This is a genomic window from Hymenobacter sp. UV11, assembly GCF_004684095.1.
In the GTDB taxonomy this organism is placed as follows: Bacteria; Bacteroidota; Bacteroidia; order Cytophagales; family Hymenobacteraceae; genus Hymenobacter.
In genome coordinates this window covers 1-21,219 of record NZ_SRII01000026.1, presented here as the reverse complement: position 1 = coordinate 21,219, position 21,219 = coordinate 1, and the positions used below count along the sequence as shown (strand labels likewise).

The following is a 21,219-nucleotide window of genomic DNA, read 5'->3' as shown; positions in this document are numbered from 1 at the left end:
CTGTGCGCCTTTCAGGATATGGTCAGCCAGCAGGTGCTGGGCTGGCACGTCATGGCCACGATGCCGGAAGAGTTGATTACCACGGCCTTACAACGGGTTTTTTGGTCTCAGCCACCCACGCCCGACTTGCTTGTTCACTCGGACCGAGGTGGGCAGTACTGCGGCAACGCGTACCGGCAACTGCTGCGCGACCAGGAGGCCCAGCGCTCGCAGAGTCGCCGCGGCGACTGCTATGATAATGCGCAGGCCGAAAGCCTGTGGTCACGCCTCAAAACCGAAGTGCTCGAACTGCGCGAGCGGCCCGTTTTTGCCGACTTAGCTGACGCGCAGGTCAGCGTCGCCAATTATTTCGACTATTATAATCACGAGCGCCTGCACTCCAGTATCGGCTATCAACTACCGTATCACACTCACCAACAGCTTCTTCAACTTAATGCCCTAAACTGTCCAGCGTAACTGGACCACCTCAAAATCCGGCGAATAGGGCGGCAAATACAGCAGCCGCGCCCCGTATTTGTGCGCTAGTTCGTCCAGGCCCGCCACTTTATGCACCGACAGGTTGTCGAGCACTACCACGGCGCCTGGTCGTAGGGTAGGCCCCAGCACTTGGTCCAGGTAGGCGGCAAACACGTCCCCGTTCACCGCCCCGTTGACGCTGAGCAGTGCCCCAAGGCCCTCGGGGGTGAGGGCCGCCAGCAGTGTCACGTTCGGTCCGCTGTGCAGCGGCACGGCCTGCTGTAGCCGCTGCCCGCCAGGGGCGCGGCCGTAGCGACGGCAGTAAGTCAGATTCGTGCTGGTTTCGTCGACAAAGACGAAGCGCGTAAAATCCTCTCCGGTAAGTGCTTCCACAAATTCTTTCCGCAAAGCCACGACCCGCTCCGTGTCGCGCTCAGCGGCGCGAATGCTTTTTTTTGCGGCGCCAGCCCAGGCGCTCACACGCCCGCCAGATGGCGCTGGTGCTCAGCACCGGACCACCGGCTGCCAGCAGGGCCTGCGCCACTTCGGCCAGGGTCGCATCGGACTGCGCACGCAGGCAGGTAAGCAGCCGCTGGTCACCAGCGGTATCCAGGCGGGGAGCCGGGCCCGGGTGTGGCGGAAGCGCGGCGAGCGTGCCCGTGGTGCGCTGACGACGTAAGAGCTTGTTGGTAAAGGATAACGAAACGGCAAAGCGGGCAGCTACCTGACAAATTCTGGCGCCGGGTTCGGCGCACGCTGCGGCCACGCGCTCCCGTAAATCCAGTGAATAAGCTTTCATCTCACCCTTTTACGGCTAAATCGTGTACACCAACTTGGTAACCGCTCTAGCCTCTTTCCTGCGGGTGGTGCCGATACCCCTACAACAGATTTTTCAGGCCGGGCGGGGAATTCCTGCCATCACCGGGACGAGCGTCGTCACCCCCTGGAACGCGGTGGGCCAGTCGCGGCGGGTATTCTTTGCCTCCGGTGATTCGGCCCGCGAGGAAATCACCCACTACCAAGAGGGCCGTTACTTTGCCTACCGGGTGTCCGAATTCACCTTGGGAGCCAAATACGTGGCCAAGTACGCTGTGGGCGAATGGTGGCGGTCGGAGCAGGCGGGGCAAACAACCGTTCGGTGGCGTTATACGTTTGTGCCCAAAAACGTGCTGGTCCGGCCCTTTCTGGCGCTCTTTATCCGGTATCGCTGGTTGCCCTACATGCGGGCCGCCATGGCCCGCGTCCAGCAAGCTGCTGCGCAGCAGCTTCCTCCTGCCAACGCCCCGACCCGATGACACATCCAGCCCTCGAGAACCTGCTCTTACAAGTAGCCGCCTTCAGGCCCCAACAGCTCGCCCTCATTAGCAGTCAGGCAGAAGAGAAGCACTACCCGGCCGGCGCCTACTTTGCCGAAGCCAGCCGGGTGGCCCGCGAAATCGGCTTCGTGGTGAGCGGTATTTTGCGCGTCTGTTATTTTGACAAAGACGGCCGGGACTTGACCAAATATCTCATTGAAGAAGGGCACTTCGTCGTGGACCTACCCAGCTATCAGTACCACCTGCCGTCGGCCGAGTATATCCAGGCCGTGACGGAGGTGCAGTTGCTGGTCTTCAAAGCGAGCCGCTGGCAAGCCTTGGGCCAGACGATTACCAACTGGTCGAAAGCGGAGAGCATCCTGATTACCCGGGCCTTGTTAGCGAAGGTGGACCGCCTCAGCCCGCTCGTCCAGCAAGATGCGCGCACCAAATATGAGGTGTTTTTAACGCTATTCCCCTCGCTGGCCAACCGCATTCCCTTGACTTACCTGGCTTCGTATATTGGCGTTACCCCCCAAAGCCTAAGCAGAATCCGCAAGCAATTCCCTGGCTGAGTCAGCATATTGTAGTGGTCAGCAACAGGCAGAAACGCTTTCACAGGCTCTCAACGGCCCCTATCTGCTGTCGGCGGCCTATCGGTTTAAAGTGCCTTTAATATAGTTTATTGTAATACGCAGTCTTTGAAAAGGCTTTCGCGGGGCAGTTGTTTGGCTTTAGGCTGACCGTGCTGCTGGCCTATTGGGTGGACTGCAACCGAGAGGTGAGCGGCCACCGCTGATGGCGAAACGCTCCGGACGTCTATCCCGTCCATTTTTTAGAAGAAGTATCCTACTCCTTCTAAGTATAAACTTTCTTCGCTGGACAAGGGCCGCGCGTCAAGCCATGCAAGCTACGGCCCCGCAAGTTCAGCGTAGTGATGAATTCTGCTACTACGCCCGATAAGGGCGGCAATTGGTGGACCACCTCAGTCGGCATCATCGAGCACCACGACGGAAAAATCACCCGTTTCGTGGCTCACTGGAACCCCCTGGTGGCTGTGGCAGCCTTGGGCGGAATGGAGGCGGTGCCAGCGTTGGGCCAGCAAAATCCAACTGCCTGCGCATGGATTGGCCCCGTCTTATGCCGGTTCGCCTGGCTTAAACGGCTCCTTTTCGTGCGCTCAGGGACAGCTCATCTGAGCTGACGAAGCGGATAAACGAGGGAATGCGTACCTTTGATTTATACAGCTATGCCGCATGAAATTTGTCCCGCTCGAAGAACTCTACACGAAACTCGCTTCGGGAGCGGGGGGCGGCCAACTGCCCCCCCTGTCAAAGGAAGTCGGGCATTTCAACGTGTTTCGGGTGGAGGACCTGCTGCCGGGCCCTACCGGTAAGTCACCGCCGGCTTTTCACCGGCAGGAGTTCTATAAAATTAGTCTGGTGCGCGGGCGCAGCCAGGTGGAGTACGCCGACAAGGTGCTCGACATCGCCGACCGGGCCCTGTGGTTTGCCAGCTCGCGGGTGCCCTACCGCTGGCTGCCGCAGGACCCGGAGCAGACCGGCTACTTCTGCATCTTCACCGAGGAGTTTCTGCTGCCCGCCAAGGGCACTGTTGCCCTGGTGGACCTGCCCGTGTTTCAGCCCGGCGGCAGCCCGGTACTGCTGGTAACCAGCGCCGAATATGCCCGGGCCGAGGCCATCTTTGAGAAAATGAAGCAGGAGCTGGCGTCGGACTACACCTACAAGTACGAGTTGCTGCGCGCCTACCTGGTCGAGCTGATTCACTTTGGGCAGAAGCTGCAGCCCGCCCCGGCCCAGGCACCGACCCACAACGCGGCGGAGCGGGTGACGAGCTTATTCGCCAACCTACTGGAGCGGCAGTTCCCCCTCGTCACCCCGGAGCAGACGCTGCGCCTTCGCACGGCCACCGACTTCGCCGACCGGCTGGCCGTGCACGTCAACCACCTGAACAAAGTGCTGAAGGAAACCACCGGCCACACCACCACGGCCCTGATTGGCCACCGCGTGGTGCAGGAAGCCAAGTTGCTGCTCAAGCAGACCACGTGGAGCGTCTCAGAAATTGCCGACAGCCTCGGGTTTACGGACGTGGCCCACTTCTGTAAGTTCTTCAAGCGCCACACGGGGTTGGCCCCGGGGACCATGAGGGCCTAGGTACATTGATTGAATTGTACTGTAAGTAGATTGACTGGCGCAAGCCGCTGGCAGGCCGCCTGCCGGACCTTTGTGAAGCAAGAATAACCCACCCTCCGTGGGCCCTACGCTGCTTCATGCTAAACACAACACACTTGGTTGACCCCGAGCTGGCGCAGGCCCTGGCCGGGGCGCCCTCGCTCAAACCCACGGCGGAGTCGTTGCCGACCCTACGGGCCTTCATGGTGGGGTACCGGGCCGCCGCCCCCCCGGCCCCGGCCGAGGTAACGGTGGAAGAACGGCTGCTGCCCCGGGCCGATGGCACTGCCCTGCGCGTGCTGGTCTATGCGCCGGCCGCGCCGACGCGTACCGGGGCACTGCTCTGGCTGCACCCCGGCGGCATGGTCATGGGCTTTGCCGAGATGAACGAGCCCCAGAGCCGCTTCTTGGCCCATACCCTTGGGTGCGTGGTCGTGGCGGTAGACTACCGCCTGGCCCCCGAGCATCCCTACCCGGCCGGGGTGGAGGATGGCTATCTGGCCCTGCGCTGGCTGCACGATGCTTCGGCGGCGCTGCACTTTCCGGCTGCCCGAATTGCCGTTGCGGGGGAAAGCGGCGGCGGCAGCCTGGCGGCGGCCCTCGCGCTGCTGGCCCGCGACCGGGGCGAGGTGGCCCTCTCCGCCCAGTTCCTGCAGTATCCCATGCTCGATGACCGGACGGGCACGCCCGCCGAGCCGGACCCGATGCCGTACGCCGGGGAGTTCATCTGGACCCGGGCCGACAACCGCTTTGCCTGGGGGGCCGTGCTGGGCCACGCGCCAGGTGGCCCGGATGCCCCGGCGTACGCGGCCCCGGCCCGGGTAGAGGACCTGGCCGGGCTACCCCCCACTTACCTGCTGGTGGGTGCCTTGGACCTGTTTGTGGGGGAGAACCTGCAGTATGCCCAACGCCTGATTCGCCAGGGGGTTCCCACCGAGCTGCACGTGTATGCCGGGGCATACCACGCCTTCACCAGCTTCGGCGGGGAAGCGCAGGTAGGCCAGCGAGCGAAGCAGGATTTCTGGCGGGCGATGGCGCGGCATTTTCGCGGCCACGGCCAGTTATAAGCCCCGATTTCCCCGCCACCGCCATTACGCAAACCAGCTACCACCCCCCCACTACTTACCCGTTTTTCCATAACCCACTTCCCCTTCCTTTATGACCACGCAAACCACCGCCGCCTTTTACACTGAATTTGGTAGCCTCGACAAAATTCAGGTCGGCCCGCTCGACCTGCCGGCCGTTGGCGAATGCGACGTGCTGCTGCGCGTGAAAGCCGCCGGCCTCAACCCCATCGACTACATCGTCCGCGAAGGTTATTACCAGCAAGCCTTGCCTTCCGTTTTTCCTACCGTGCCGGGCTTTGACGTCGCCGGCATCGTCGAGCAGGTGGGCCCGGGCGTGTCCCGCCTGCGGGTTGGCGATGAAGTGTTTGGCATGGTGTACCGCCCCGTGGCGCAGCACGGCACGCTGGCCGAGCGCATCGTCGTGCCGGAATCCTACCTCACTTTGCGCCCCCACACACTCAGCTGGGAAGCCGCCGCAGGCCTGCCCCTGGCCAGCATTACGGCCTATCAGGCCGTTATCACGGCCGGGCAATTGCAGGCGGGCGAAACCGTGCTGATTCTGGGGGGCTCCGGCGGGGTTGGGAGCACGGCCATTCAGTTGGCCAAACACGCCGGCGCGACGGTGATTGCCGTGGCCAGCGCCAAAAACGCCGCGTACATGCAGTCGCTGGGCGCGGACTTTACCGTGGACTACGCCGCGGGCCCCATCGCGGAAGCCGTGCAGCAGGTAGCCCCCGGCGGGATTGACTTGCTGTTTGATACGGTCAGCGGCGACACCCTCCTGCAAAGCCTGGCTGCGCTCAAGCCTGCCGGGCGGCTCCTGTCGCTGCTCAACGATGGCACGGCGCTGGAGCTACCCGCCGGGGTGCAGTTTAAGCACGTAATAGCCCACCTTAGCCTCCCCGACCTGGAGCACCTGCGCGAGCTGGCCGATGCCGGGCACCTGCAGATTCCCCTTGCCGGCACCTTCCCGCTCACCGGCATTATGCAGGCGTTCCGGCAGCTGGAATCGCAGCGCACGGTGGGGAAGCTCGTTATTGTTCCGTAACGGCAACGCGCCATTCCCGAGGTAAGCTGGCGAATACGGCTGTCCGTTGGGCACGGCCGTATTCGCCAACTGGCTGTTTGCGGCACCGGGTTTAGTGTTCGAGAAGCCGTGTGCTGTAGGGGTTGGCCCCCGCCCAAGTTTTCCTAGTCGATGCGGCGCTGGATACCTCGCGGGTTACTGGTTGGCGGCTGCTCTCCGCCTCGCTGTCCGTCGACGAAACGGTGGCTTGGGATCGAGTATCCCCAGTACTTCCGCCACCTGTTCAAACGCGAGACCGGTCTGTGTCCGGCCGTCTTGGGGTTCCTTTAGTAACCAGCCCTACTCTTGGCCTTGGTTAAATTTGGTCTAAAAGTTAAACGAACCTTTGGTTGCTGGTCGCCTGGCGCTGTCTGGTTCACGCTCCCCACTGCGCGGCGGTAAGACCAGAAAGGTACACCTTTCGGAACCGACCAGCTTCGAGTTGGAGCAATTCCCAGGCTAGTGTACACATTTTGTATTACTTTTCGGGATGAAAGCCTATTCATTCGATTTACGCGAACGGGTTGCAGCGGCCTGCCAAACGGGTTTGACGCAATCGGCAGTAGCGACGCAGTTTAGCGTTTCGCTCTCGTCTGTGGCCAAGCTTATGCGTCGGCAGCGTACCAGCGGCCAGGTGGCGGCGCTTCCCCCCGGCCGCGGCCCGGCCCCGCGTCTGGACGCAACGGCCCTGGTCCAGCTCACGGCCTGCCTGCGCCAAACGCCGGACGCCGCCCTAGATGAATTGCGCGGAGAACTGCTCGCAGCCGGGGCGCCGGCCGTGAGCCGGTCGGCGGTGGGGCGGGCCGTGCAGAGGCTGGACTGGCGGCGAAAAAAAAGAGTGTCCACGCCGCCGAACGTGATACTGAGCGCGTGAAAAACTTGCGCGCAGCGTTCGTGGAAGCCCTGCAAACGCAAGACGCTGCTTGTTTGAAGTTCGTGGATGAAACCAGCACCAACCTTACGTACTGCCGACGCTACGCCCGGGCGACAGGCGGGCAGCGCGCCCACCAGGGGGTGCCCTTGCACGGCGGTCCGAACGTGACGTTGGTCGCGGCGCTCACGCCGCAGGGCATGCAAGCGGCCATGACGGTGAGCGGGGCCGTCAACGGGGACGTGTTTGCCGCCTACCTCGACCAGGTGCTGGGTCCTACCCTGGTCGCGGGCGATGTGGTGGTCCTCAACAACCTGCCCGCCCACAAAGTGGCCGGCCTAGCCGAAATCGTCGCCGCCCGCGGCGCCCGCTTGCTGTATTTGCCGCCCTATTCGCCCGATTTTAATCCCATTGAACTGGCCTTCAGCAAACTTAAAACCTGGCTGCGCACGGCCCAGGCCCGCACCCGCTAGGCGTTGGAAACCGCCATCAAAGCTGCCATAGACTGGGTGAGTCAACAGGATGCCAAAAATTGGTTTGACCATTGCGGGTATCATGTACAGTAACTTGGGAACCGCTCTAAATAGCTTCTTTTCGCTTTTTCAGATGCCAGTTCCAGATACCACAGGCCAGGGCCAGGAGTCGGTCATTGAACGAAGCGGACTTATTGCGGCAGGTTTGGGCGACGCAGCCTAGGCGTTTGGCCCCGCTAATGGCGTGTTCGACCTTAACACGACGGCGGGCGTGGGCCGCATTCTCAGTTCGTTGGGCGTGGGTCAGGGCGGTGTCGGGGCGTTTTTTGCTGCGTCGGGGCTTGCGATAGGGCAGGCTTTGCGGGGGCAGATCGTAGTCGGCGACCAGGCCCAGGTAGCCCAAGTCGGCTAGCAGTTCGAAGAGGTCGAGCAATCCTAGGTTGACATCGAACTCGTTTTTAAATAGTTGATAATCGTGGGTGGACCCGCAGGTAGTCGGACCCAGATAGTGGAGGTAGCGCGTAGGGTCGGTAATGAGCGTGTTTTTACGCGTCTGTCTTTTTTTTACCGGAGTAGTCGGCGGCTCGGTCCACCACGGCCCGTGGCCGATGCTGGGGGCGCTCGGTGGCATCGAGCAGCAGCACCGGTACCTCAGCAAAAACCTGTTGCATCTGCGCCAGCGACTCGATGGCGCGGACTGGTAGCACACCCTGCGGCTTGCCGCTAGGCTGGCGCGCCCGTAACCGAGCGTAAAAGGCCAGTTGCTGCGGGTTAACGCGTAGGCTACTCACCGCTGGCAAATAGAGCGCCGTGCGCAAGCGCACCTTACCGCGGCCAGAGATGCGCGTGGCCCCGGCCGGGAGGCCACTTTGCCGCTGCACCACATCCAGGCCGGCGTAGGAGGCTAGTTGCCGTTCGTTTTCCATCAACCCGAAGCCGTTGGTTTCGGCGACCACCACGATAGCCGTGGTGAGGCCGATGCCCGGCACACTGGTCAGGTGCGCCAGCTTACGGGCCAGTTCCGGCTCGGCCACCAGTAGCGCGGCCAGGCCTTTGCCTATCACTTTCAACTGCTGCTCAAGTAGTTGTACCCGAGCCGCTAACCGATCCAGGGTGCGCGCAACCGGCTGATAACTATGCTGGTAAGCATGCCGTTGCGCTTTTAGTCGAACAGTCTGCTGGGTGAGGCTCTGCCGTTCGCGGGAGAGGACCCGCAACTGGCGCAGGGCAGGCGTGGGTGGCTGCCAGGCGGGCAGAGCGCGTTCCAAGCCCAGGCGACAGAGCAGGCGGGCATCCAGTTGGTCCGTTTTACTCTTTTGCTCCGTGCTCTGAGCAAAGTGCTTGACTTTGTTTGGGAGCAAAACGCTTAGGGCTTGTGCGTTATCTGCCAAAAAGTAGGCTCGCTATTCGTAGTACACGCCCGTCGCTTCCACCACGAACCATTGCGGAGCCCCTACTACCTGCTGTTTGGCCGTCCAGACCAACAGCGTCGCGAAGCCTGTCAGCGTGTTGGCAAAGGTGGTTTCTTTGCCGAAGGACAAGTGCTGGCTCGTATCGATATGGCCAAAGCAGGCCACAAAGGTGTCTTTGGCAAGGTCGATGCCCACAACCTACTTAAGCGGGGCAACAGGGGGGGAAGCAGCGCACATAAATAACTTGGAAATAACTGAAACACGCAGCCAGTCAGGTTTATACCGCAACTATTCTTGTACAAATACGGGATGCTTAGACGAGCCGAGCTCCCTCCAACCTGTGCAGTCTTCAGGCAAAAACGAGAAACGAGGCCCAGGGTCTTCTGCACAGGGTCGACGCTAGGGAGCCGCCGTTAGAGAATAATGGTGTCCTCGTTTCCCTTTCTGGCTACCTCTCTACTTGAAAAGCAGTGCAATCATACAAGAGAATTGGATAATGTTAGCAAGTAGCTGCTGGTGAAAGTGATAAGGCTTTGAATAGCCGATACTGGAATGCCGGCGTTTATGATTATAGTAGTCAAAATAATCGGCCACGCTGGTCTGCGCGTCGGCCAAATCGGTAAAGACGGGCCAGTCCCGGAGTTCAAGCACTTCCGTTTTGAGGCGCGACCATAGGTTCTCGGCCTGGGCGTTGTCGTAGCAGTCGCTGGCTCGGCTGTGCGAAAGGTGGGCTTTGGCGTCGCGCAGCAGCGCCTTGTAGACGTTGCCCACGTACTGGCCGCCCCGGTCGGAGTGGACAATCAGGCCGGGAGCGGGCCGCTGGGCGAGCAGGGCCCGTTGCAAAGCGGTGGTAACCAGCGCCTCCGGCATATCAGCCCGCACTTGCCAGCCGACCACTTGCTTGGTGCATACGTCCTGAAAAGCACAGCAATAAACCCAATTGCCGTTGGCCAGGGGCAGGTAATGTCGCTCACCCACAGCCGATTGGCCTGGGTAGGCTTCGGCTGGTCGAGCAGCAAGTTCGGCGCGCACCGTTTGCCAGGGGTGGAATCGGTCGTGCGCGGCACAAACGCTTTGGGCTGCAAGGCCTTGCGCGCCTGGCGGCGCAGCGCCGTGCGAATGGCCTGCCGCCCCACCTGGTGCCCTAACTCACGTAACTCAACGCGTAGGCGGCGGGTGCCGTAGCGGCGCTGGTGGTCGTCAAACACGTCGACCAGGGCCGTTTCCCAGGCCGGTTCCGCGGGGGCTACTACGCCCGCCACCACCCCTTTTCGCCACGCGTAGTAGCGGCTGGGCACCACCCCGAGGGCTTGACAAAGCAGCTGCACCGAATAGTTAACTCGCTGCTGATCAATAAGTTGTAATTGACTCACAGCGTCGGGGTTTTCGAGAGCCTGCGCCTAAACCAGGCAACTAGCGATGGCTTTTTTTAAAATTTCCAGCTCCTGCGCCAGGCGTTTGTTCGCCTGGCGCAGGGCGCGCACTTCGGCGGCCTCGGCCGGGTCCGCGGGCAAGGGCTGTTGGGCCGCCTTTTGCCAAGCATAGAGGCGCTTGGGGTCAATGTTCAAGGCACGCGCGGCGGCCAGCGTGGAGCGGCTTTCGCTGGCTAAGCGCAGGGCTTCGGCGCGGAAGGTCGCATCATACCGCGGCCGTTTCGTAGGAGGAGCTTTTTCCATGAGGTTGGGAATTTAGCACCCAATTCTCTCCTATTGCACCCGACCACCTCACAGACGGCCGGTCGTCGCTTATTCATCTAAGTGAAATACCGCCCCAGCGCGATGCGGTGCAGCACGGGGGTAAACCTGGCATAGCTGAATGCACGCGCCCCGGCTGCGCATGGCTAGCAGCTACGCCACAGAGCGGCACACGCCCTGCGGGGGCGGCGCGAGCAGCCCCCAACAATCGACGGAGAGGTTCGCAGGCTGGGTGAGCGGCAGGCCCGCCCGCTGTTTGGCCGTTAAGTCGGCCAGGCATAGGGGTTTCAGCGCCACGGTGGTAGCGGGTAGGACAGCGGCAGGAAAGGGTGATTTCATATAAAAGGATAGCAGCCGAGAGCTACTAAAAGGACAGGACTAACTCACCAAAGTGAGTCGCGTTCAGCACCGCCCGAAAAGCTTAAAAATGTGCTTACAACAGGCGTGACCTGGACCGGGCGGCCAACGAGTTAAGTGCTAAGCCAGATTTATTTTGACTATCTGGTTTGGGTATCTTTGGGGATGCAGAAGCGCTTTATCACGTTGACGGCCGACGAGCGGTCTACCCTGTCGGCGGGTCGGCAGTACCACCGGCAGTATCAGTTTCTCGACCGCTGTCACGGCTTGCTTTTGAGTGCGGATGGCCACGCAGTGGCGGCTATTATGGCCGTGTTTCAGGTGAGCCGGCCCACGGTATACGCCTGGTTCAACCGCTAGGAAGAAGCAGGCCTGGCCGGCCTGGCCAACGCCGCCGGCCAGGGTCGACGGCCCATTCTAGACACCGCTGATGAGGGGGCAGTGGCCGCCGCTGTGGGGGCCAATCGGCAGCAACTCAAGGAGGTGACGGCGACGCTGCGCCAGGAGTTAGCCAAAGACTTCTCCCCCCGCACCTTACGCCGTTTTTTAAAAAGCGTGGTGGGGCGTGGCGACGTTTCCGCCACGCGTTGACAGCGGCCCAGGACCCGGACGACTACGCCGACAAAGCCGAACGCCTGGCCTGGGTGCAGGAACTGGAAAAAGCGGGCTATGTGGACGTGTTTTACGGCGACGAATCCGGTTTTTGTTTGACCTCGGCCATCCCTTACGGCTGGCAGTTTCCCGGCGAGCATGTCGCTACCCAGCCCCGCCACAGCCAGCGCTTCAACGTGTTGGGCTTCTACAACGCCGCCACCAACGAGTTGCACGCCGCTGCGCGCGAAGGAAGTCTGGACGCGGCCTTTGTCCTCGATGCCCTTGATGCCTGGGCCGCCACCCGCACCCGGCCCACCGTACTGGTCCTCGACAATGCCCGCATTCACCACACCGCCGCCTTCCAGGCTCTGCTCGACAACTGGGAGGCCCAGAACGTGCACATTTTTTACCTGCCCACCTACAGCCCCCACCTCAATAAAATCGAAACGCTCTGGCGCAAAATCAAATACGAATGGCTCCGCCCTGAAGCTTACGCTACCTTCCAGACCTTGAAAACGGCCGTCTGGTACATCCTTGACCGCGTTGGTCGGCAGTATACCATCCGATTTACTGCTTGACATGGTTAAAATAAATATGGCCTAGCACTTAGCGGGCAGCCTTGACCTGGGGCACCCGGATGGGCACCCATCAGGCCGGGCAGCCTACGAAAGACCCGGGCTGGCCCACCGAAGCTGACGGTGCGGCCGAGTCGGTGGTCACCTCACCGGGTGGCAGTTTGGCAAAGGGGGAGCGAATGACAGGCGAGCCATCGCAGGCTACCACCGCCAGACTGCTCATGGTGCAAAGCAAGGCAACCAACCATAAACGTTTGGTAACCGCGGTATGGAGAAGGAATCACTGTAGCCACTAAGGACAAGATAAAAGGGAAGCCCGGTACAGGGCAAAGCACCTTTGCAACTCCCTGCCGGACAGTGTCAAAAGTAGCGGCAGCGTCTACCGCGGTGCCATGAGACAGATTATGAAACCAGATAATCCTCCTCATGCCCGGCACTAAGCAAGGCTGTGCTGCGCGGCTCATTTCGCGCCCGCTAACCAGCACCAATAAACACTCTATAGTAGCTTCTCACTAGCAAGGCCAGCGTTAGGCAATGGGTTGGTACCGTCGGTAAGCAGATTGGTTTACACCTTACGCTACTGCCGGACCGCCCGCCGCCGGGCGCAAGCGGCCCAGCAGCTGCTCGGCCAGCAATTCCCCCTCGGGCAGGCCCGGCTGCCGCCACAGCTCCTGCCCCTGCTGCACGAGCACGCACATAGGCAGCCCCGCCGGCTGGAAGCTGCGCAACACGTCGGGGTGGCTGGCCTCATCCACCACGAGCACGAAAATAGCGGCCCCCAGGCGGCGTTGGAGCGCTGCCAGCAGGCGCTGGGTCACCTCCACCCCGGCGCTGCCTACCAGCGGCAGCAGCACCAGCAGCACGGCGCCCGCCAACGGGGGAAGGGATACGAGGGGAGGAAGTGGCATAGAGAAGGCCCACCAGGGGCATAAATTCAAAGGTAGGCCGCCAACTTTGCCGCTCCCATGAGGTGTGTTATGCCGCGGGCTAATGCTCGTTATGCCGGCTACCGGGGCGGTAGCTGCGTATAAGTAACAGCTTATCACACATGCTTTCTGAGCGCCAGCCGTACGCGTGCCGGCTTTCCTGCGATTTTATGGTTGTCCCTACCCCCCTGCTGCCCCCCGGCGCGCCTTTTCCGGCCGAGCTGCTGCCCGCGCTGCTGGACGTGTCGCTGGCGGCGGTGCTGCTGCTGCGCCCGGTGTACGCGCCGAGTGGGGGCGAGCCGGTCGATTTTGCGGTGGAGTACCTGAGCCCGGCCGCGCAGCGCAACTGGGGACAGCAAGAGCGGCCGGGGGGCACCCTGCTGAAGTACTTTCCGCACCTGCCAGCCAGTGGGGTGCTGGGTTTTTACCGCCAGGTCTTTGAAACCGACACACCCGGCCGCTACGAAGTCCATTATCAAGCAGATGGATTCGATAGCTATTTCTACGTGGCCGCCCAGCGGCAGGGGCCGTGGCTGCTGGTGAGCTTTACCGACACGGTCGAGCAGCCCCGCCGCGCCATGGAAGAGGCCCTGCGTGCTAGCCAGGTCCGTGAGCGGGCTGCCGGAACCACGGCCGAAGCCCAGCGCCAGCGCCTGCTGGGTCTCATTGGGCAGGCTCCAGTGGTGATTGCCGTGCTACAAGGTCCCACGCATGTCATTGAGCTGGCCAACGAGGGCTTCCGGCGGGCCTTTGGCCACCGCCCGCTGGTGGGGCGCACCTACCGCGCGGCCGCCCCCGAGTTGGCCGACCAACACCTGTTTGACCGCCTCGACGCGGTATACCGCACGGGCGATTCCTTCCGGGCCAGCGAAATGCGGGTGCACCTCGACCAGACCAACTCGGGCCAGCTCGACCCGTTTTACTACAACTTCGTTTACCAGGCCACCCGCGAGGCGACCGGGGAAGTAAGCGGCGTGCTCATCATCGCCACCGACGTGACCGCGCTGGTGCTGGCCCGCCAGCGGGTGCAGGCCCTCAACGAGGAGCTGCGCCTGAGCAACGCCGAGCTGGAACACCAGGTGACCGACCGTACCCACGCCCTGCTCGTGACGCTGCAGCAGCTGGAGCGCCGGGGCCACGAACTGACTCAGGCCCTGGCCGCCGAGCAGGCGCTGGGCGAGCTGAAGTCGCGCTTCGTAAGCATGGCTTCGCACGAGTTTCGCACGCCCCTCACGGTGGTGCTCACCTCGGCCGACCTCATTGCCCACTACCCCACCGCTGACCAGCAGCCCAACCGCCTGCGGCACGTGGCGCACATTCGCACGGCCGTGGAGCACCTCAACGACCTGCTGGAAGAATTCCTGTCGGCCGACCGCCTGGAGGAAGGCAAGCTCGTGGCCCACCCCGCCAACTGCGACCCGGCCGCCCTGCTAGCCGAAACCGTGGCCGCCGTGCAGGGCCTGCGCAAGGCCGGCCAGACCATCGTGGTGCAGGCCTGTGCCGGTGCCATTCGGCTCGATGATTCGCTGCTGCGCAAAATTCTGCTCAACCTGCTGTCCAATGCCCTCAAGTATTCCGGAGAAAACACTGTGGTGACCGTGGCGATGGAGTGCCGGGATAACCAGCTTCTGCTCAAGGTACAGGACCAGGGCATCGGCATTTCGCCGGCCGACCAGGTGCATTTGTTCGAGCGGTTTTTTCGGGCCCACAATGCCACCGAGCTGCCCGGCACCGGGCTGGGGCTATTTATCATTGCCAAGTATCTGGAGCTGATGGACGGCCACATTGCCCTGCACAGCGAAATGGGTGTGGGCACCACCTTCACCGTCACCATTCCCTATGCCGACTATTCTGCTGATTGACGACAACGCCCTCATCCGCGCCAATACAGCCGAGCTGCTCCAACTGGCTGGCTACGCGGTGTTGGTGGCCGAAAACGGCCAACTGGGCGTAGCGCTGGCCCTAGAAACCCGGCCCGACCTGGTGGTGTGCGATATCATGATGCCGGTGCTCGACGGCTACGGCGTACTCCAGATTTTCAACCAGCACGAGCGGCTGGCGGGCGTGCCCTTCATCTTCCTCACCGCCAAAACCGAGCGCGCCGACCAGCGCCGGGGCATGGAGTTGGGGGCCGACGATTACCTCACCAAGCCCTTCAACAAGGCCGAGCTGCTGAGCGCCATCGGGGGCCGGCTGGCCCGCTTTCGGCACCTGCGCCCCAGCTACGACCTGCAGGCCGGGGGCTGGTCCGAGTTTCTGGCCGATGCCCGCGTGGTGGGCCAGCTCGACGAGTTGGCCCACCAGCAGAAAGTGCACGCTTTCCGCAGGAAGCAGGACATTTTTCGGGCCGGCGACGAGCCCCTGCGGGCCTACCTTGTGCGTAGCGGCCGGGTGAAAACGCTGCACTGCACGGCGGCCGGCAAAGAGTTGATTACGGAATTTTACGGCCCCAGCGAGTTCTTCGGTTACCTACCCCTGCTCGACGGTACGCTGCATTCCGACACCGCCGTAACGGTGGAAGACACCGAGCTGGTGTACCTGCCGCAGGCCGATTTTATGGCCCTGTTGCTGCGCAACCCGGAAGTAAGCCAACAATTTATCCGGCTGCTGGCCGGCCGGGTGCGGGCCCGCGAGCTGCAATTAGTGAGCATGGCCTACGCCTCGCTACGCCGCCGCGTGGCCGATGCCCTGCTGCACCTGCACGCCCGTACCGAGGCTGACCCGGCGGCGGGCATTACTATTACCCGCGAGGATTTATCGGCCCTGGTGGGCACGCCCCCCGAGTCGCTGAGCCGCACGCTCAACGAGTTTCGGCAGGAGGGTCTGGTAGAGCTGACGCCCGGCAACGTACGCTTGTTGCATCCCACTAAGCTCCGCCTTGGGAATTAGTAACTTTTGTTAGCAAATTCCACCGTCCCTACCCTATAAATCGCGACTAATGAACCGGTAGGCGGCGAAGTGATAAAGCTTGGCTACTTCCGAGCGCAGGTACTTCAGTCCGCCAACTTTGAAGAGTAGCACCGCCAGCACTACCCCCGTAAAAGGTGCCAGCCAGTAGCCCGTCCAGCTGGTGCTGATGAGTGCCGGGCCGAAGCTGCGCGCCGGGTTGGTACTCGTGCCCGATACCGGCGCTTCCAGCCACACCATAAAGCCGTAGAGCACGGGCAGCGTGAAAGGTGTGAAGTCGCGCAGGCGCACATGGCTGATAAACAGCATGATAATCGCAATCAGGCAGAACGTAGCCCAGGCTTCCCCCACGAAAGCCGTTGGGATGCTAGCCGGCAGCGTGGCCCCGTAGTCCATACTCTGACCCTGCGCACCCCACCACAGCAGCGGCAGGCTGCCGATAGCAGCCCCGGCCATCTGCGCCCCTATATAGCCCAGCATATTCCTGAATTTCATGTTGTGGCGCAGCCAGAACGCCAGGCTCACCATCGGGTTGAGGTGCGCGCCGCTGATTTCGCCCACCGGCGAGAGCGTGATGAGGCATCCCGTGGCACCAAACAATAGCCCCGTCAGCGCCCGCCGCCCACCCGCGCCCGGCAGCAGCCGCAGCACGGGCGAGCCCGCGCCGTTGATAAAAATCACAGCCGATAGCCCCACCAACACCAGCAGACCCGTCCCGATAAATTCGGCCAGGTAGGTCCGCAGAAGTTTGTTCGTCATAGTGCTTCGGCTCGGTAGCGCGGACTTTCAGTCCACGAGTTGCTGTGCCCGCTTCACTTGCGGACTAAAAGTCCGCGCTACCGCGCAGGTGTACCCCAGCCCTGAAGATGTTCTAACGCGGAGGTAGAAGGGAAGTTATACAAACCCTGCCGTTTTGCACAGTAAGATTTTCATTCTCAAGGAGCAGGCCTACCCTGGTGCCGCTAGGCTTCGCCGGACGATAAGCAAAATCAACGGATTGCATAACGGGCCTCATGGACTGGTAAAGACCGGGCGCAGAACCTTTGTCGGCTTGCAAGACCAGCAACGCCCCGGCTGGTCGCCAGGGCCCTTTCCCGTGCCCGCCCTTCCCAATGAAAAACATCCTCGTTCCCACCGATTTCTCCGCCGAATCCCATTACGCCTTTGAGGCCGCCGTGCGGCTGGCCCAGCACACGGGTGGGCAAGTGACGCTGCTGCACACCGTGGAGCTGCCCGACGGCGACGAAACGGCCAATTTCAGCACCTACGGCAGCCCCGTCAACGGCAGCGTATTGCCCAATAGCACCACCAGCGGCCCACCAAGTGGCCTGTTTGTTAAAAAGCTTCTGCAAGTCAACAACGAGCACCTGCACCAGCTGATGGCCGAAGCGGCGGAATGGGCCCCGGCCGTGGTTGTGCAGGAACTGATGCGGCCCACCAGCCTGAACGAGGCGATTCTCACCGCCATCGGACAGCAGCACGCCGACCTGGTGGTGATGGGCGCGCAGCCGCACACGGCCACCGAGCATTTCTTCTCCGTTTCCAACACCGAGCGGCTGATGCGTACCGCCCCGTGCCCGGTGCTGGTGGTGAAGCATCCGGTGGGCGACTTCGATGTAAAAACCCTGGTGTTTGCCTCCGACTTTTTGGCCGAAATGGAACATGTCGGGATGGAATTGCTGCGCATTCAGGCCTTGTTTCCGGCGGCCACGCTGCATCTGCTCCAGGTAGTGGAGGCTAGTTACAACCAGCCCGCCGCGCAGACGGCGCTCGCTGATTTCGCGCAACGCCACCAGCTCGGAAATTGCCAGCTGGCCGTGGAAGAAGCCGACAATGTCGCCGCCGGTATTGAGCGCTACGCCCAGCGGGTAAGCGCCGACCTGCTGCTACTGCCCACCCACGGCCACACCGGCCTGAGCCGGCTTTTCCATTCCGGCACGGCCGAGGAAGTAGCCACGCAGGCGCTGCCGCCCGTGCTCACGCTTCGCCCGGCTTAGCGCGGTTTCGAAGTCTCCCCTCTCTTTTTACTGGTTCTGACAGGCAAATCTAGAAGGTGGTTGGCAGCTGCAACACCGCTGCCGAGGCCTGGCAAGCCGTTCAACAACTGCAAAGCGCTGACTCCAGGCTCCACTTCGTGGATATGCAGGCGGTGACTGGGACCAGTAGCAACGCTCCGCAGGCCGTGGAGCTGCACCGCGAAGAGCTGCATTACGAGCGCCGGCCCCCTTCTCAAGCAGCATCGCGCACGCCAGATATGACTCCGGCCAGCTAGCTGGTCATCCTTTCTTTTTTTACCCGCTAACCGGTTTTTTACAGCCGGCTGGTTGGCAGCATTTGCTCACTTTATTTTCGCTAACATCATGCGTGTTATCTCTTTTCTCGCCGCCACATTCTGGTGTTTCACGTTGGCTAGCTGCTCGCAAGGCATCAGCGGCGTCGATTCCAGCGACCCCTACGTAGCCGAGCAAGCCCGCAAAGCCCAGCAGCTACAAACCCAGGTCGTCGCCCAGAAACAGACCGTCGACACGGAGCAAAACAAGCTCAAAGCGCTGGAAACGCAACTCGATGGGGCCAAGCAGAACCTAAAAGGCCGTAAGCAGGCCGGCAAGGTCTAGCCGGGCATACGTTGCGCTGCACGCAGGTTGCCCCGGTCAGCCGATATGTGCTGGCCGGGAGACGGGGCAACGGTTTGATTAGCGCCTATTAGAGCTTATCCAAACAGGTCGTCCTGCTGAGAGCTTGTCGAAGTATGACCGTTTAGGAAGAAATGCCCGGCGAAACCAGCACTCACCTTATACTATGAAAATGACAAAATCGGCCGCTTTGCTGCTGGGCAGTATGCTAGGCTTGGTGCAGCTTCTGGGCGTCAGCTGCTCAAGTAAGAAAAGCCCGGCGGCGGAGGTTCCGGCTCCTACCGCCCCCGAACCCTTGCAGATAGCCACTGCCCCGGAGGGTAGGGCACCTAGCACCATGGGCAATTTTGTCGTGGCTGCCCGCGTGGCAAGTCCCGCCGTCGTACACATCAAAACCAGCTACCCGCCTTCGAGGGGGTACGACGATGCCTACGGCCAGCCCGCCGGCTCTCCCGGCGGCGGCCAGGTAGCGCGGGCCTCCGGCTCGGGCATTTTGATTGCGGCCAACGGCTACATCGCCACCAACAACCACGTCGTGGAAAACGCGGCCACCATCCAAGTCATCCTGCCCGATAAGCGCCAGTTTGCCGCCAAGCTGGTAGGCCGCGACCCCAATACCGACCTGGCCCTGCTCAAAATCGACGCCACCGACCTACCCACGCTGCAATTTGGCAACTCCGACAGCGTGCAGGTGGGCCAGTGGGTAGTGGCCGTGGGCTACCCGTTTTCGCTCAATACCACCGTCACGGCCGGCATTGTCAGTGCCAAAGCCCGCAGCATCGGCATCATCAACCGGCCCAGTCGCAATGACGACAGTCAAAGCCAGGCACCCGCTGGCAACACCGGGGTAGAGTCGTTTATACAGACCGACGCGGCCATCAACCCCGGCAACAGCGGCGGCGCGCTCGTTAATACCCGGGGCGAGCTGGTAGGCATCAACTCGGCCATTGCTTCGCAAACCGGCAGCTACGCGGGCTACGCCTTTGCCATCCCGGTGAACCTGGCCAAGAAGATTCTGGACGATTTGCAGCAGTACGGCGCGGTGCGGCGCGGGGTGCTCGGGGTGGCGTTTCCGGCCCCGGCCGCCGAAGAGCAGTACCTAAGCCAGCAGGGCTTGCAGCCGGGCGCGGTGAATGGGGTGTACATCACGGGGGTGTTGCCGGGCAGTGCCGCCGCCGTGGCCGGCCTGCAAGAAGGCGATGTTATTCAGCGCATTGACGGGGTAACGCTCAGCTCGTCGGCCGAGTTTTCGGAGCGCATTGCCCGGCACCAGCCGGGCGACGTGGTGCAGCTCACCTACCTGCGCAACCGCACCGCCGCCACCGTGTCGGCCACGCTAAAAGCCGAGCCGGCGGCGGCGGCTACAGCCACAGCCCCGGCCAGCAATCCGGCCGCGCTGGCGACCATTCGGCAGAAGCTGGGGGCCAGTTTTGCGCCGCTGTCCGACGCGCTCCGACAGCGGCTCCAGCTCCGGGCGGGGGTAGTGGTAACCGAGGTGCGGGCGGGCGGCTTCTTTGCGCAGCTGGGCATTCCCCGCGGCACGGTCATCGCCTTCATCAACGGCCAGCCCATCAGTGCGCCCCAGGATATCGACGCGGCGCTGCTGGCCGCCCAGCGGGGCCTGATTCAGCTGCTAGCCATTGCCCCCGATGGCTCCCGCGTGGTTTTCGACTTTTCGCTGGGAACGTAGCCGGGCCGCTGATTCAGCAAAGGTGTTCATTGCCCAAAAAGTGCCTCTAGCCCTGTGTTAGAAACCTTTCTTCTGCGTCGCTTACCAGGCAGTTAACCTCGTCGGGCGGGGCCTCATCCCCAAAGGGACTCGAGCAGTTTTTAGCGGCGAACTTTTGCCACTGGCTGGTTCAGTTAAAGTGATTGTACTCAAAACGATAAATCTAAAACCCTGAAACCCAAAAAAGCCCTCCGGCAGTTGCTGGAGGGCTTTTTTAGGGTAGAAAAGCCCTGACTATACCGGGTTGTCGGCATCGCCGATTTTACCGCCGTCGTTGGCCGAGCTGGGGGCCACGTTGCCCTCGGTGTTGTCGGAATTGTAGGCCGTGGTGTTCTGGGTTTGGTTTTTATGCTCCTGGTCGGAGCCGCCACCGCTGTTGCGTTGCTCGGCGCTGAGTTGGGTGCCTTGGTTGCTGCTGCCTTCGGCGGTGTAGGCGGGTTGGCCGTCGTCGTTCACATCATTGCCGTGGTTGCCGCCGTGATGGCCTTCGCTGCTCGCGGCTTTGGTCATGTTGTGCCCGCCCTGCTGCTGCACGCCCGCCCCGTGGGCATTGGCGTTGGTGGGGGTGTCGCTGCCGTCGTTGGCCACCTGGGCCTGCGTGCGGTGGTGCTCGTTTTCTTTCTTGTCAGCCATGGTTGAAAAAGTTAAAAGTTGGGGTAAGAATTGGAGGAGTTGGTGCAAAGGCGTTGTCGGCGGGTCGGGAGCACCCAGACAAAGCTGCTGATGCGGAGCAACAGAATAACTAGCGGGTGTCGGCCCCCGGACACCGAGCAGCTAATACAGGGCAAAAGCACCAAAAGGTAAGTTAGCGACCTTTGGGGATGGAAGAAGAAGTAGCGGATTTCTTTTGGCAGGTAACGGACTATCGGGTGGAGGGGCGCTGTCTACACGAGCTAAGCGATATTATTTGGCTGGTGCTGTGCGGCTTACTGGCTGATTGCGAAGATTTTGAGCAGATTTATGATTACGCCT

The 21,219-nt window shown here is 61.9% G+C and carries 25 protein-coding genes and 2 pseudogenes; 16 read left to right on the top strand and 11 right to left on the bottom strand.

The annotated features are described in order from the left end of the window. A partial coding sequence (locus E4631_RS24780; RefSeq protein WP_166648177.1) for an integrase core domain-containing protein occupies window positions 1-456 on the top strand: 456 nt, incomplete at its 5' end. Here E4631_RS24780 and E4631_RS24775 read toward each other — a convergent pair. Both E4631_RS24775 and E4631_RS24770 read right to left on the bottom strand, forming a co-directional pair. Further along, complete coding sequence (locus E4631_RS24775) at window positions 439-849, bottom strand: transposase (protein WP_166648178.1); 411 nt, start codon at window positions 847-849, stop codon at window positions 439-441. The genes E4631_RS24780 and E4631_RS24775 overlap by 18 nt on opposite strands. Window positions 850-889: 40 nt before the next feature. Continuing rightward, window positions 890-1,255 carry a transposase gene (locus E4631_RS24770; protein WP_133658802.1) on the bottom strand — a complete coding sequence of 122 codons (366 nt, stop codon included), beginning with the start codon at window positions 1,253-1,255 and terminating at the stop codon, window positions 890-892. Window positions 1,256-1,277: 22 nt separating this feature from the next. On the opposite strand from E4631_RS24770, the gene E4631_RS24765 reads away from it, so the two are divergent. The 7 genes and pseudogenes from E4631_RS24765 to E4631_RS24740 all read left to right on the top strand — a co-directional run. Next, entirely contained in the window at window positions 1,278-1,751 is a 474-nt protein-coding gene (locus E4631_RS24765; protein ID WP_166648179.1) for an SRPBCC family protein, read from the top strand. Next, entirely contained in the window at window positions 1,748-2,326 is a 579-nt protein-coding gene (locus E4631_RS24760) for a Crp/Fnr family transcriptional regulator (protein ID WP_133658804.1), read from the top strand. The genes E4631_RS24765 and E4631_RS24760 overlap by 4 nt, the downstream gene beginning before the upstream one ends. A gap of 681 nt (window positions 2,327-3,007) precedes the next feature. Beyond that, the gene (locus E4631_RS24755; RefSeq protein WP_133658805.1) at window positions 3,008-3,925 is read left to right on the top strand and encodes an AraC family transcriptional regulator; all 918 of its coding nucleotides are present in this window, start codon (window positions 3,008-3,010) and stop codon (window positions 3,923-3,925) included. A gap of 116 nt (window positions 3,926-4,041) precedes the next feature. Further along, window positions 4,042-5,010: an alpha/beta hydrolase gene (locus tag E4631_RS24750; protein WP_133658806.1), complete on the top strand. Its 969-nt coding sequence runs from the start codon at window positions 4,042-4,044 to the stop codon at window positions 5,008-5,010. A 91-nt stretch (window positions 5,011-5,101) separates the two neighbouring features. Further along, window positions 5,102-6,058, top strand: coding sequence for an NADP-dependent oxidoreductase (locus E4631_RS24745; protein WP_133658807.1), 957 nt, complete (start codon window positions 5,102-5,104; stop codon window positions 6,056-6,058). A gap of 508 nt (window positions 6,059-6,566) precedes the next feature. After that, complete coding sequence (locus tag E4631_RS26715) at window positions 6,567-6,950, top strand: hypothetical protein (RefSeq protein ID WP_240735228.1); 384 nt, start codon at window positions 6,567-6,569, stop codon at window positions 6,948-6,950. Beyond that, window positions 6,947-7,396 (top strand): annotated as a pseudogene (locus tag E4631_RS24740) (IS630 family transposase); the annotation flags it as partial. The gene E4631_RS26715 and the pseudogene E4631_RS24740, both read left to right, overlap by 4 nt. A gap of 130 nt (window positions 7,397-7,526) precedes the next feature. On the opposite strand, the gene E4631_RS24735 reads toward E4631_RS24740, so the two are convergent. The 6 genes from E4631_RS24735 to E4631_RS24710 form a co-directional block, all read right to left on the bottom strand. After that, window positions 7,527-8,051, bottom strand: coding sequence for a transposase family protein (locus E4631_RS24735; protein ID WP_133657721.1), 525 nt, complete (start codon window positions 8,049-8,051; stop codon window positions 7,527-7,529). Next, on the bottom strand, window positions 7,966-8,811 hold the full coding sequence (locus E4631_RS24730) for a transposase (protein ID WP_133657720.1): 846 nt from the start codon (window positions 8,809-8,811) through the stop codon (window positions 7,966-7,968). Before E4631_RS24730 ends, E4631_RS24735 begins: the two co-directional genes overlap by 86 nt. 12 nt (window positions 8,812-8,823) lie before the next feature. Then, the gene (locus E4631_RS24725; protein WP_133657719.1) at window positions 8,824-9,027 is read right to left on the bottom strand and encodes a hypothetical protein; all 204 of its coding nucleotides are present in this window, start codon (window positions 9,025-9,027) and stop codon (window positions 8,824-8,826) included. Window positions 9,028-9,288: 261 nt separating this feature from the next. After that, a complete protein-coding gene (locus tag E4631_RS24720) occupies window positions 9,289-9,810 on the bottom strand; it encodes a DDE-type integrase/transposase/recombinase (protein WP_205704312.1) in 522 nt (173 codons plus the stop codon). Between the two features lie 422 nt (window positions 9,811-10,232). After that, complete coding sequence (locus tag E4631_RS24715) at window positions 10,233-10,508, bottom strand: transposase (RefSeq protein WP_133655872.1); 276 nt, start codon at window positions 10,506-10,508, stop codon at window positions 10,233-10,235. A gap of 171 nt (window positions 10,509-10,679) precedes the next feature. Beyond that, on the bottom strand, window positions 10,680-10,865 hold the full coding sequence (locus E4631_RS24710) for a hypothetical protein (protein ID WP_133655873.1): 186 nt from the start codon (window positions 10,863-10,865) through the stop codon (window positions 10,680-10,682). Window positions 10,866-11,048: 183 nt separating this feature from the next. Here E4631_RS24710 and E4631_RS24705 point away from each other — a divergent pair, with 183 nt between their 5' ends. Then, complete coding sequence (locus tag E4631_RS24705; protein WP_133655874.1) at window positions 11,049-11,243, top strand: helix-turn-helix domain-containing protein; 195 nt, start codon at window positions 11,049-11,051, stop codon at window positions 11,241-11,243. Window positions 11,244-11,422: 179 nt separating this feature from the next. After that, window positions 11,423-12,055: pseudogene (locus E4631_RS24700) on the top strand (IS630 family transposase); the annotation flags it as partial. A 569-nt stretch (window positions 12,056-12,624) separates the two neighbouring features. On the opposite strand, the gene E4631_RS24695 reads toward E4631_RS24700, so the two are convergent. After that, window positions 12,625-12,960 (bottom strand): thioredoxin, encoded by a 336-nt coding sequence (locus E4631_RS24695; protein ID WP_133655876.1) that lies wholly within the window; start codon window positions 12,958-12,960, stop codon window positions 12,625-12,627. Between the two features lie 188 nt (window positions 12,961-13,148). On the opposite strand from E4631_RS24695, the gene E4631_RS26150 reads away from it, so the two are divergent. Further along, window positions 13,149-14,840 carry a PAS domain-containing sensor histidine kinase gene (locus E4631_RS26150; protein WP_133655877.1) on the top strand — a complete coding sequence of 564 codons (1,692 nt, stop codon included), beginning with the start codon at window positions 13,149-13,151 and terminating at the stop codon, window positions 14,838-14,840. Next, entirely contained in the window at window positions 14,818-15,867 is a 1,050-nt protein-coding gene (locus tag E4631_RS24685; RefSeq protein ID WP_133655878.1) for a response regulator, read from the top strand. Before E4631_RS26150 ends, E4631_RS24685 begins: the two co-directional genes overlap by 23 nt. 33 nt (window positions 15,868-15,900) lie before the next feature. On the opposite strand, the gene E4631_RS24680 is transcribed toward E4631_RS24685, so the two are convergent. Then, window positions 15,901-16,644 carry an MIP/aquaporin family protein gene (locus E4631_RS24680; RefSeq protein WP_133655879.1) on the bottom strand — a complete coding sequence of 248 codons (744 nt, stop codon included), beginning with the start codon at window positions 16,642-16,644 and terminating at the stop codon, window positions 15,901-15,903. Between the two features lie 353 nt (window positions 16,645-16,997). Between E4631_RS24680 and E4631_RS24675 the strand changes: the two genes are divergently transcribed. From E4631_RS24675 to E4631_RS24665, 3 genes are all read left to right on the top strand, one after another. Next, window positions 16,998-17,882 (top strand): universal stress protein, encoded by an 885-nt coding sequence (locus E4631_RS24675; RefSeq protein ID WP_133655880.1) that lies wholly within the window; start codon window positions 16,998-17,000, stop codon window positions 17,880-17,882. Window positions 17,883-18,245: 363 nt separating this feature from the next. Further along, window positions 18,246-18,500: a hypothetical protein gene (locus E4631_RS24670; RefSeq protein ID WP_133655881.1), complete on the top strand. Its 255-nt coding sequence runs from the start codon at window positions 18,246-18,248 to the stop codon at window positions 18,498-18,500. A gap of 184 nt (window positions 18,501-18,684) precedes the next feature. Then, window positions 18,685-20,208, top strand: a complete 1,524-nt coding sequence (locus E4631_RS24665; RefSeq protein ID WP_205704311.1) for a trypsin-like peptidase domain-containing protein — start codon at window positions 18,685-18,687, stop codon at window positions 20,206-20,208. Between the two features lie 273 nt (window positions 20,209-20,481). Here E4631_RS24665 and E4631_RS24660 read toward each other — a convergent pair whose 3' ends face one another. Continuing rightward, window positions 20,482-20,880 carry a hypothetical protein gene (locus E4631_RS24660; protein WP_133655882.1) on the bottom strand — a complete coding sequence of 133 codons (399 nt, stop codon included), beginning with the start codon at window positions 20,878-20,880 and terminating at the stop codon, window positions 20,482-20,484. Between the two features lie 188 nt (window positions 20,881-21,068). Between E4631_RS24660 and E4631_RS27155 the strand changes: the two genes are divergently transcribed. After that, window positions 21,069-21,219: transposase family protein (locus E4631_RS27155; RefSeq protein WP_135318615.1), on the top strand; the 151-nt coding region annotated here is incomplete at its 3' end.

Coding starts and splice junctions, on each gene's coding strand:
- E4631_RS24770 (WP_133658802.1), bottom strand. CDS start 1,255: ATGAAAGCTTATTCACTGGATTTACGGGAGCGCGTGGCCGCAGCGTGC.
- E4631_RS24760 (WP_133658804.1), top strand. CDS start 1,748: ATGACACATCCAGCCCTCGAGAACCTGCTCTTACAAGTAGCCGCCTTC.
- E4631_RS24755 (WP_133658805.1), top strand. CDS start 3,008: ATGAAATTTGTCCCGCTCGAAGAACTCTACACGAAACTCGCTTCGGGA.
- E4631_RS24750 (WP_133658806.1), top strand. CDS start 4,042: ATGCTAAACACAACACACTTGGTTGACCCCGAGCTGGCGCAGGCCCTG.
- E4631_RS24745 (WP_133658807.1), top strand. CDS start 5,102: ATGACCACGCAAACCACCGCCGCCTTTTACACTGAATTTGGTAGCCTC.
- E4631_RS26715 (WP_240735228.1), top strand. CDS start 6,567: ATGAAAGCCTATTCATTCGATTTACGCGAACGGGTTGCAGCGGCCTGC.
- E4631_RS24735 (WP_133657721.1), bottom strand. CDS start 8,051: ATGCCACCGAGCGCCCCCAGCATCGGCCACGGGCCGTGGTGGACCGAG.
- E4631_RS24715 (WP_133655872.1), bottom strand. CDS start 10,508: ATGGAAAAAGCTCCTCCTACGAAACGGCCGCGGTATGATGCGACCTTC.
- E4631_RS24710 (WP_133655873.1), bottom strand. CDS start 10,865: ATGAAATCACCCTTTCCTGCCGCTGTCCTACCCGCTACCACCGTGGCG.
- E4631_RS24705 (WP_133655874.1), top strand. CDS start 11,049: ATGCAGAAGCGCTTTATCACGTTGACGGCCGACGAGCGGTCTACCCTG.
- E4631_RS24695 (WP_133655876.1), bottom strand. CDS start 12,960: ATGCCACTTCCTCCCCTCGTATCCCTTCCCCCGTTGGCGGGCGCCGTG.
- E4631_RS26150 (WP_133655877.1), top strand. CDS start 13,149: ATGGTTGTCCCTACCCCCCTGCTGCCCCCCGGCGCGCCTTTTCCGGCC.
- E4631_RS24685 (WP_133655878.1), top strand. CDS start 14,818: ATGCCGACTATTCTGCTGATTGACGACAACGCCCTCATCCGCGCCAAT.
- E4631_RS24680 (WP_133655879.1), bottom strand. CDS start 16,644: ATGACGAACAAACTTCTGCGGACCTACCTGGCCGAATTTATCGGGACG.
- E4631_RS24675 (WP_133655880.1), top strand. CDS start 16,998: ATGAAAAACATCCTCGTTCCCACCGATTTCTCCGCCGAATCCCATTAC.
- E4631_RS24670 (WP_133655881.1), top strand. CDS start 18,246: ATGCGTGTTATCTCTTTTCTCGCCGCCACATTCTGGTGTTTCACGTTG.
- E4631_RS24665 (WP_205704311.1), top strand. CDS start 18,685: ATGAAAATGACAAAATCGGCCGCTTTGCTGCTGGGCAGTATGCTAGGC.
- E4631_RS24660 (WP_133655882.1), bottom strand. CDS start 20,880: ATGGCTGACAAGAAAGAAAACGAGCACCACCGCACGCAGGCCCAGGTG.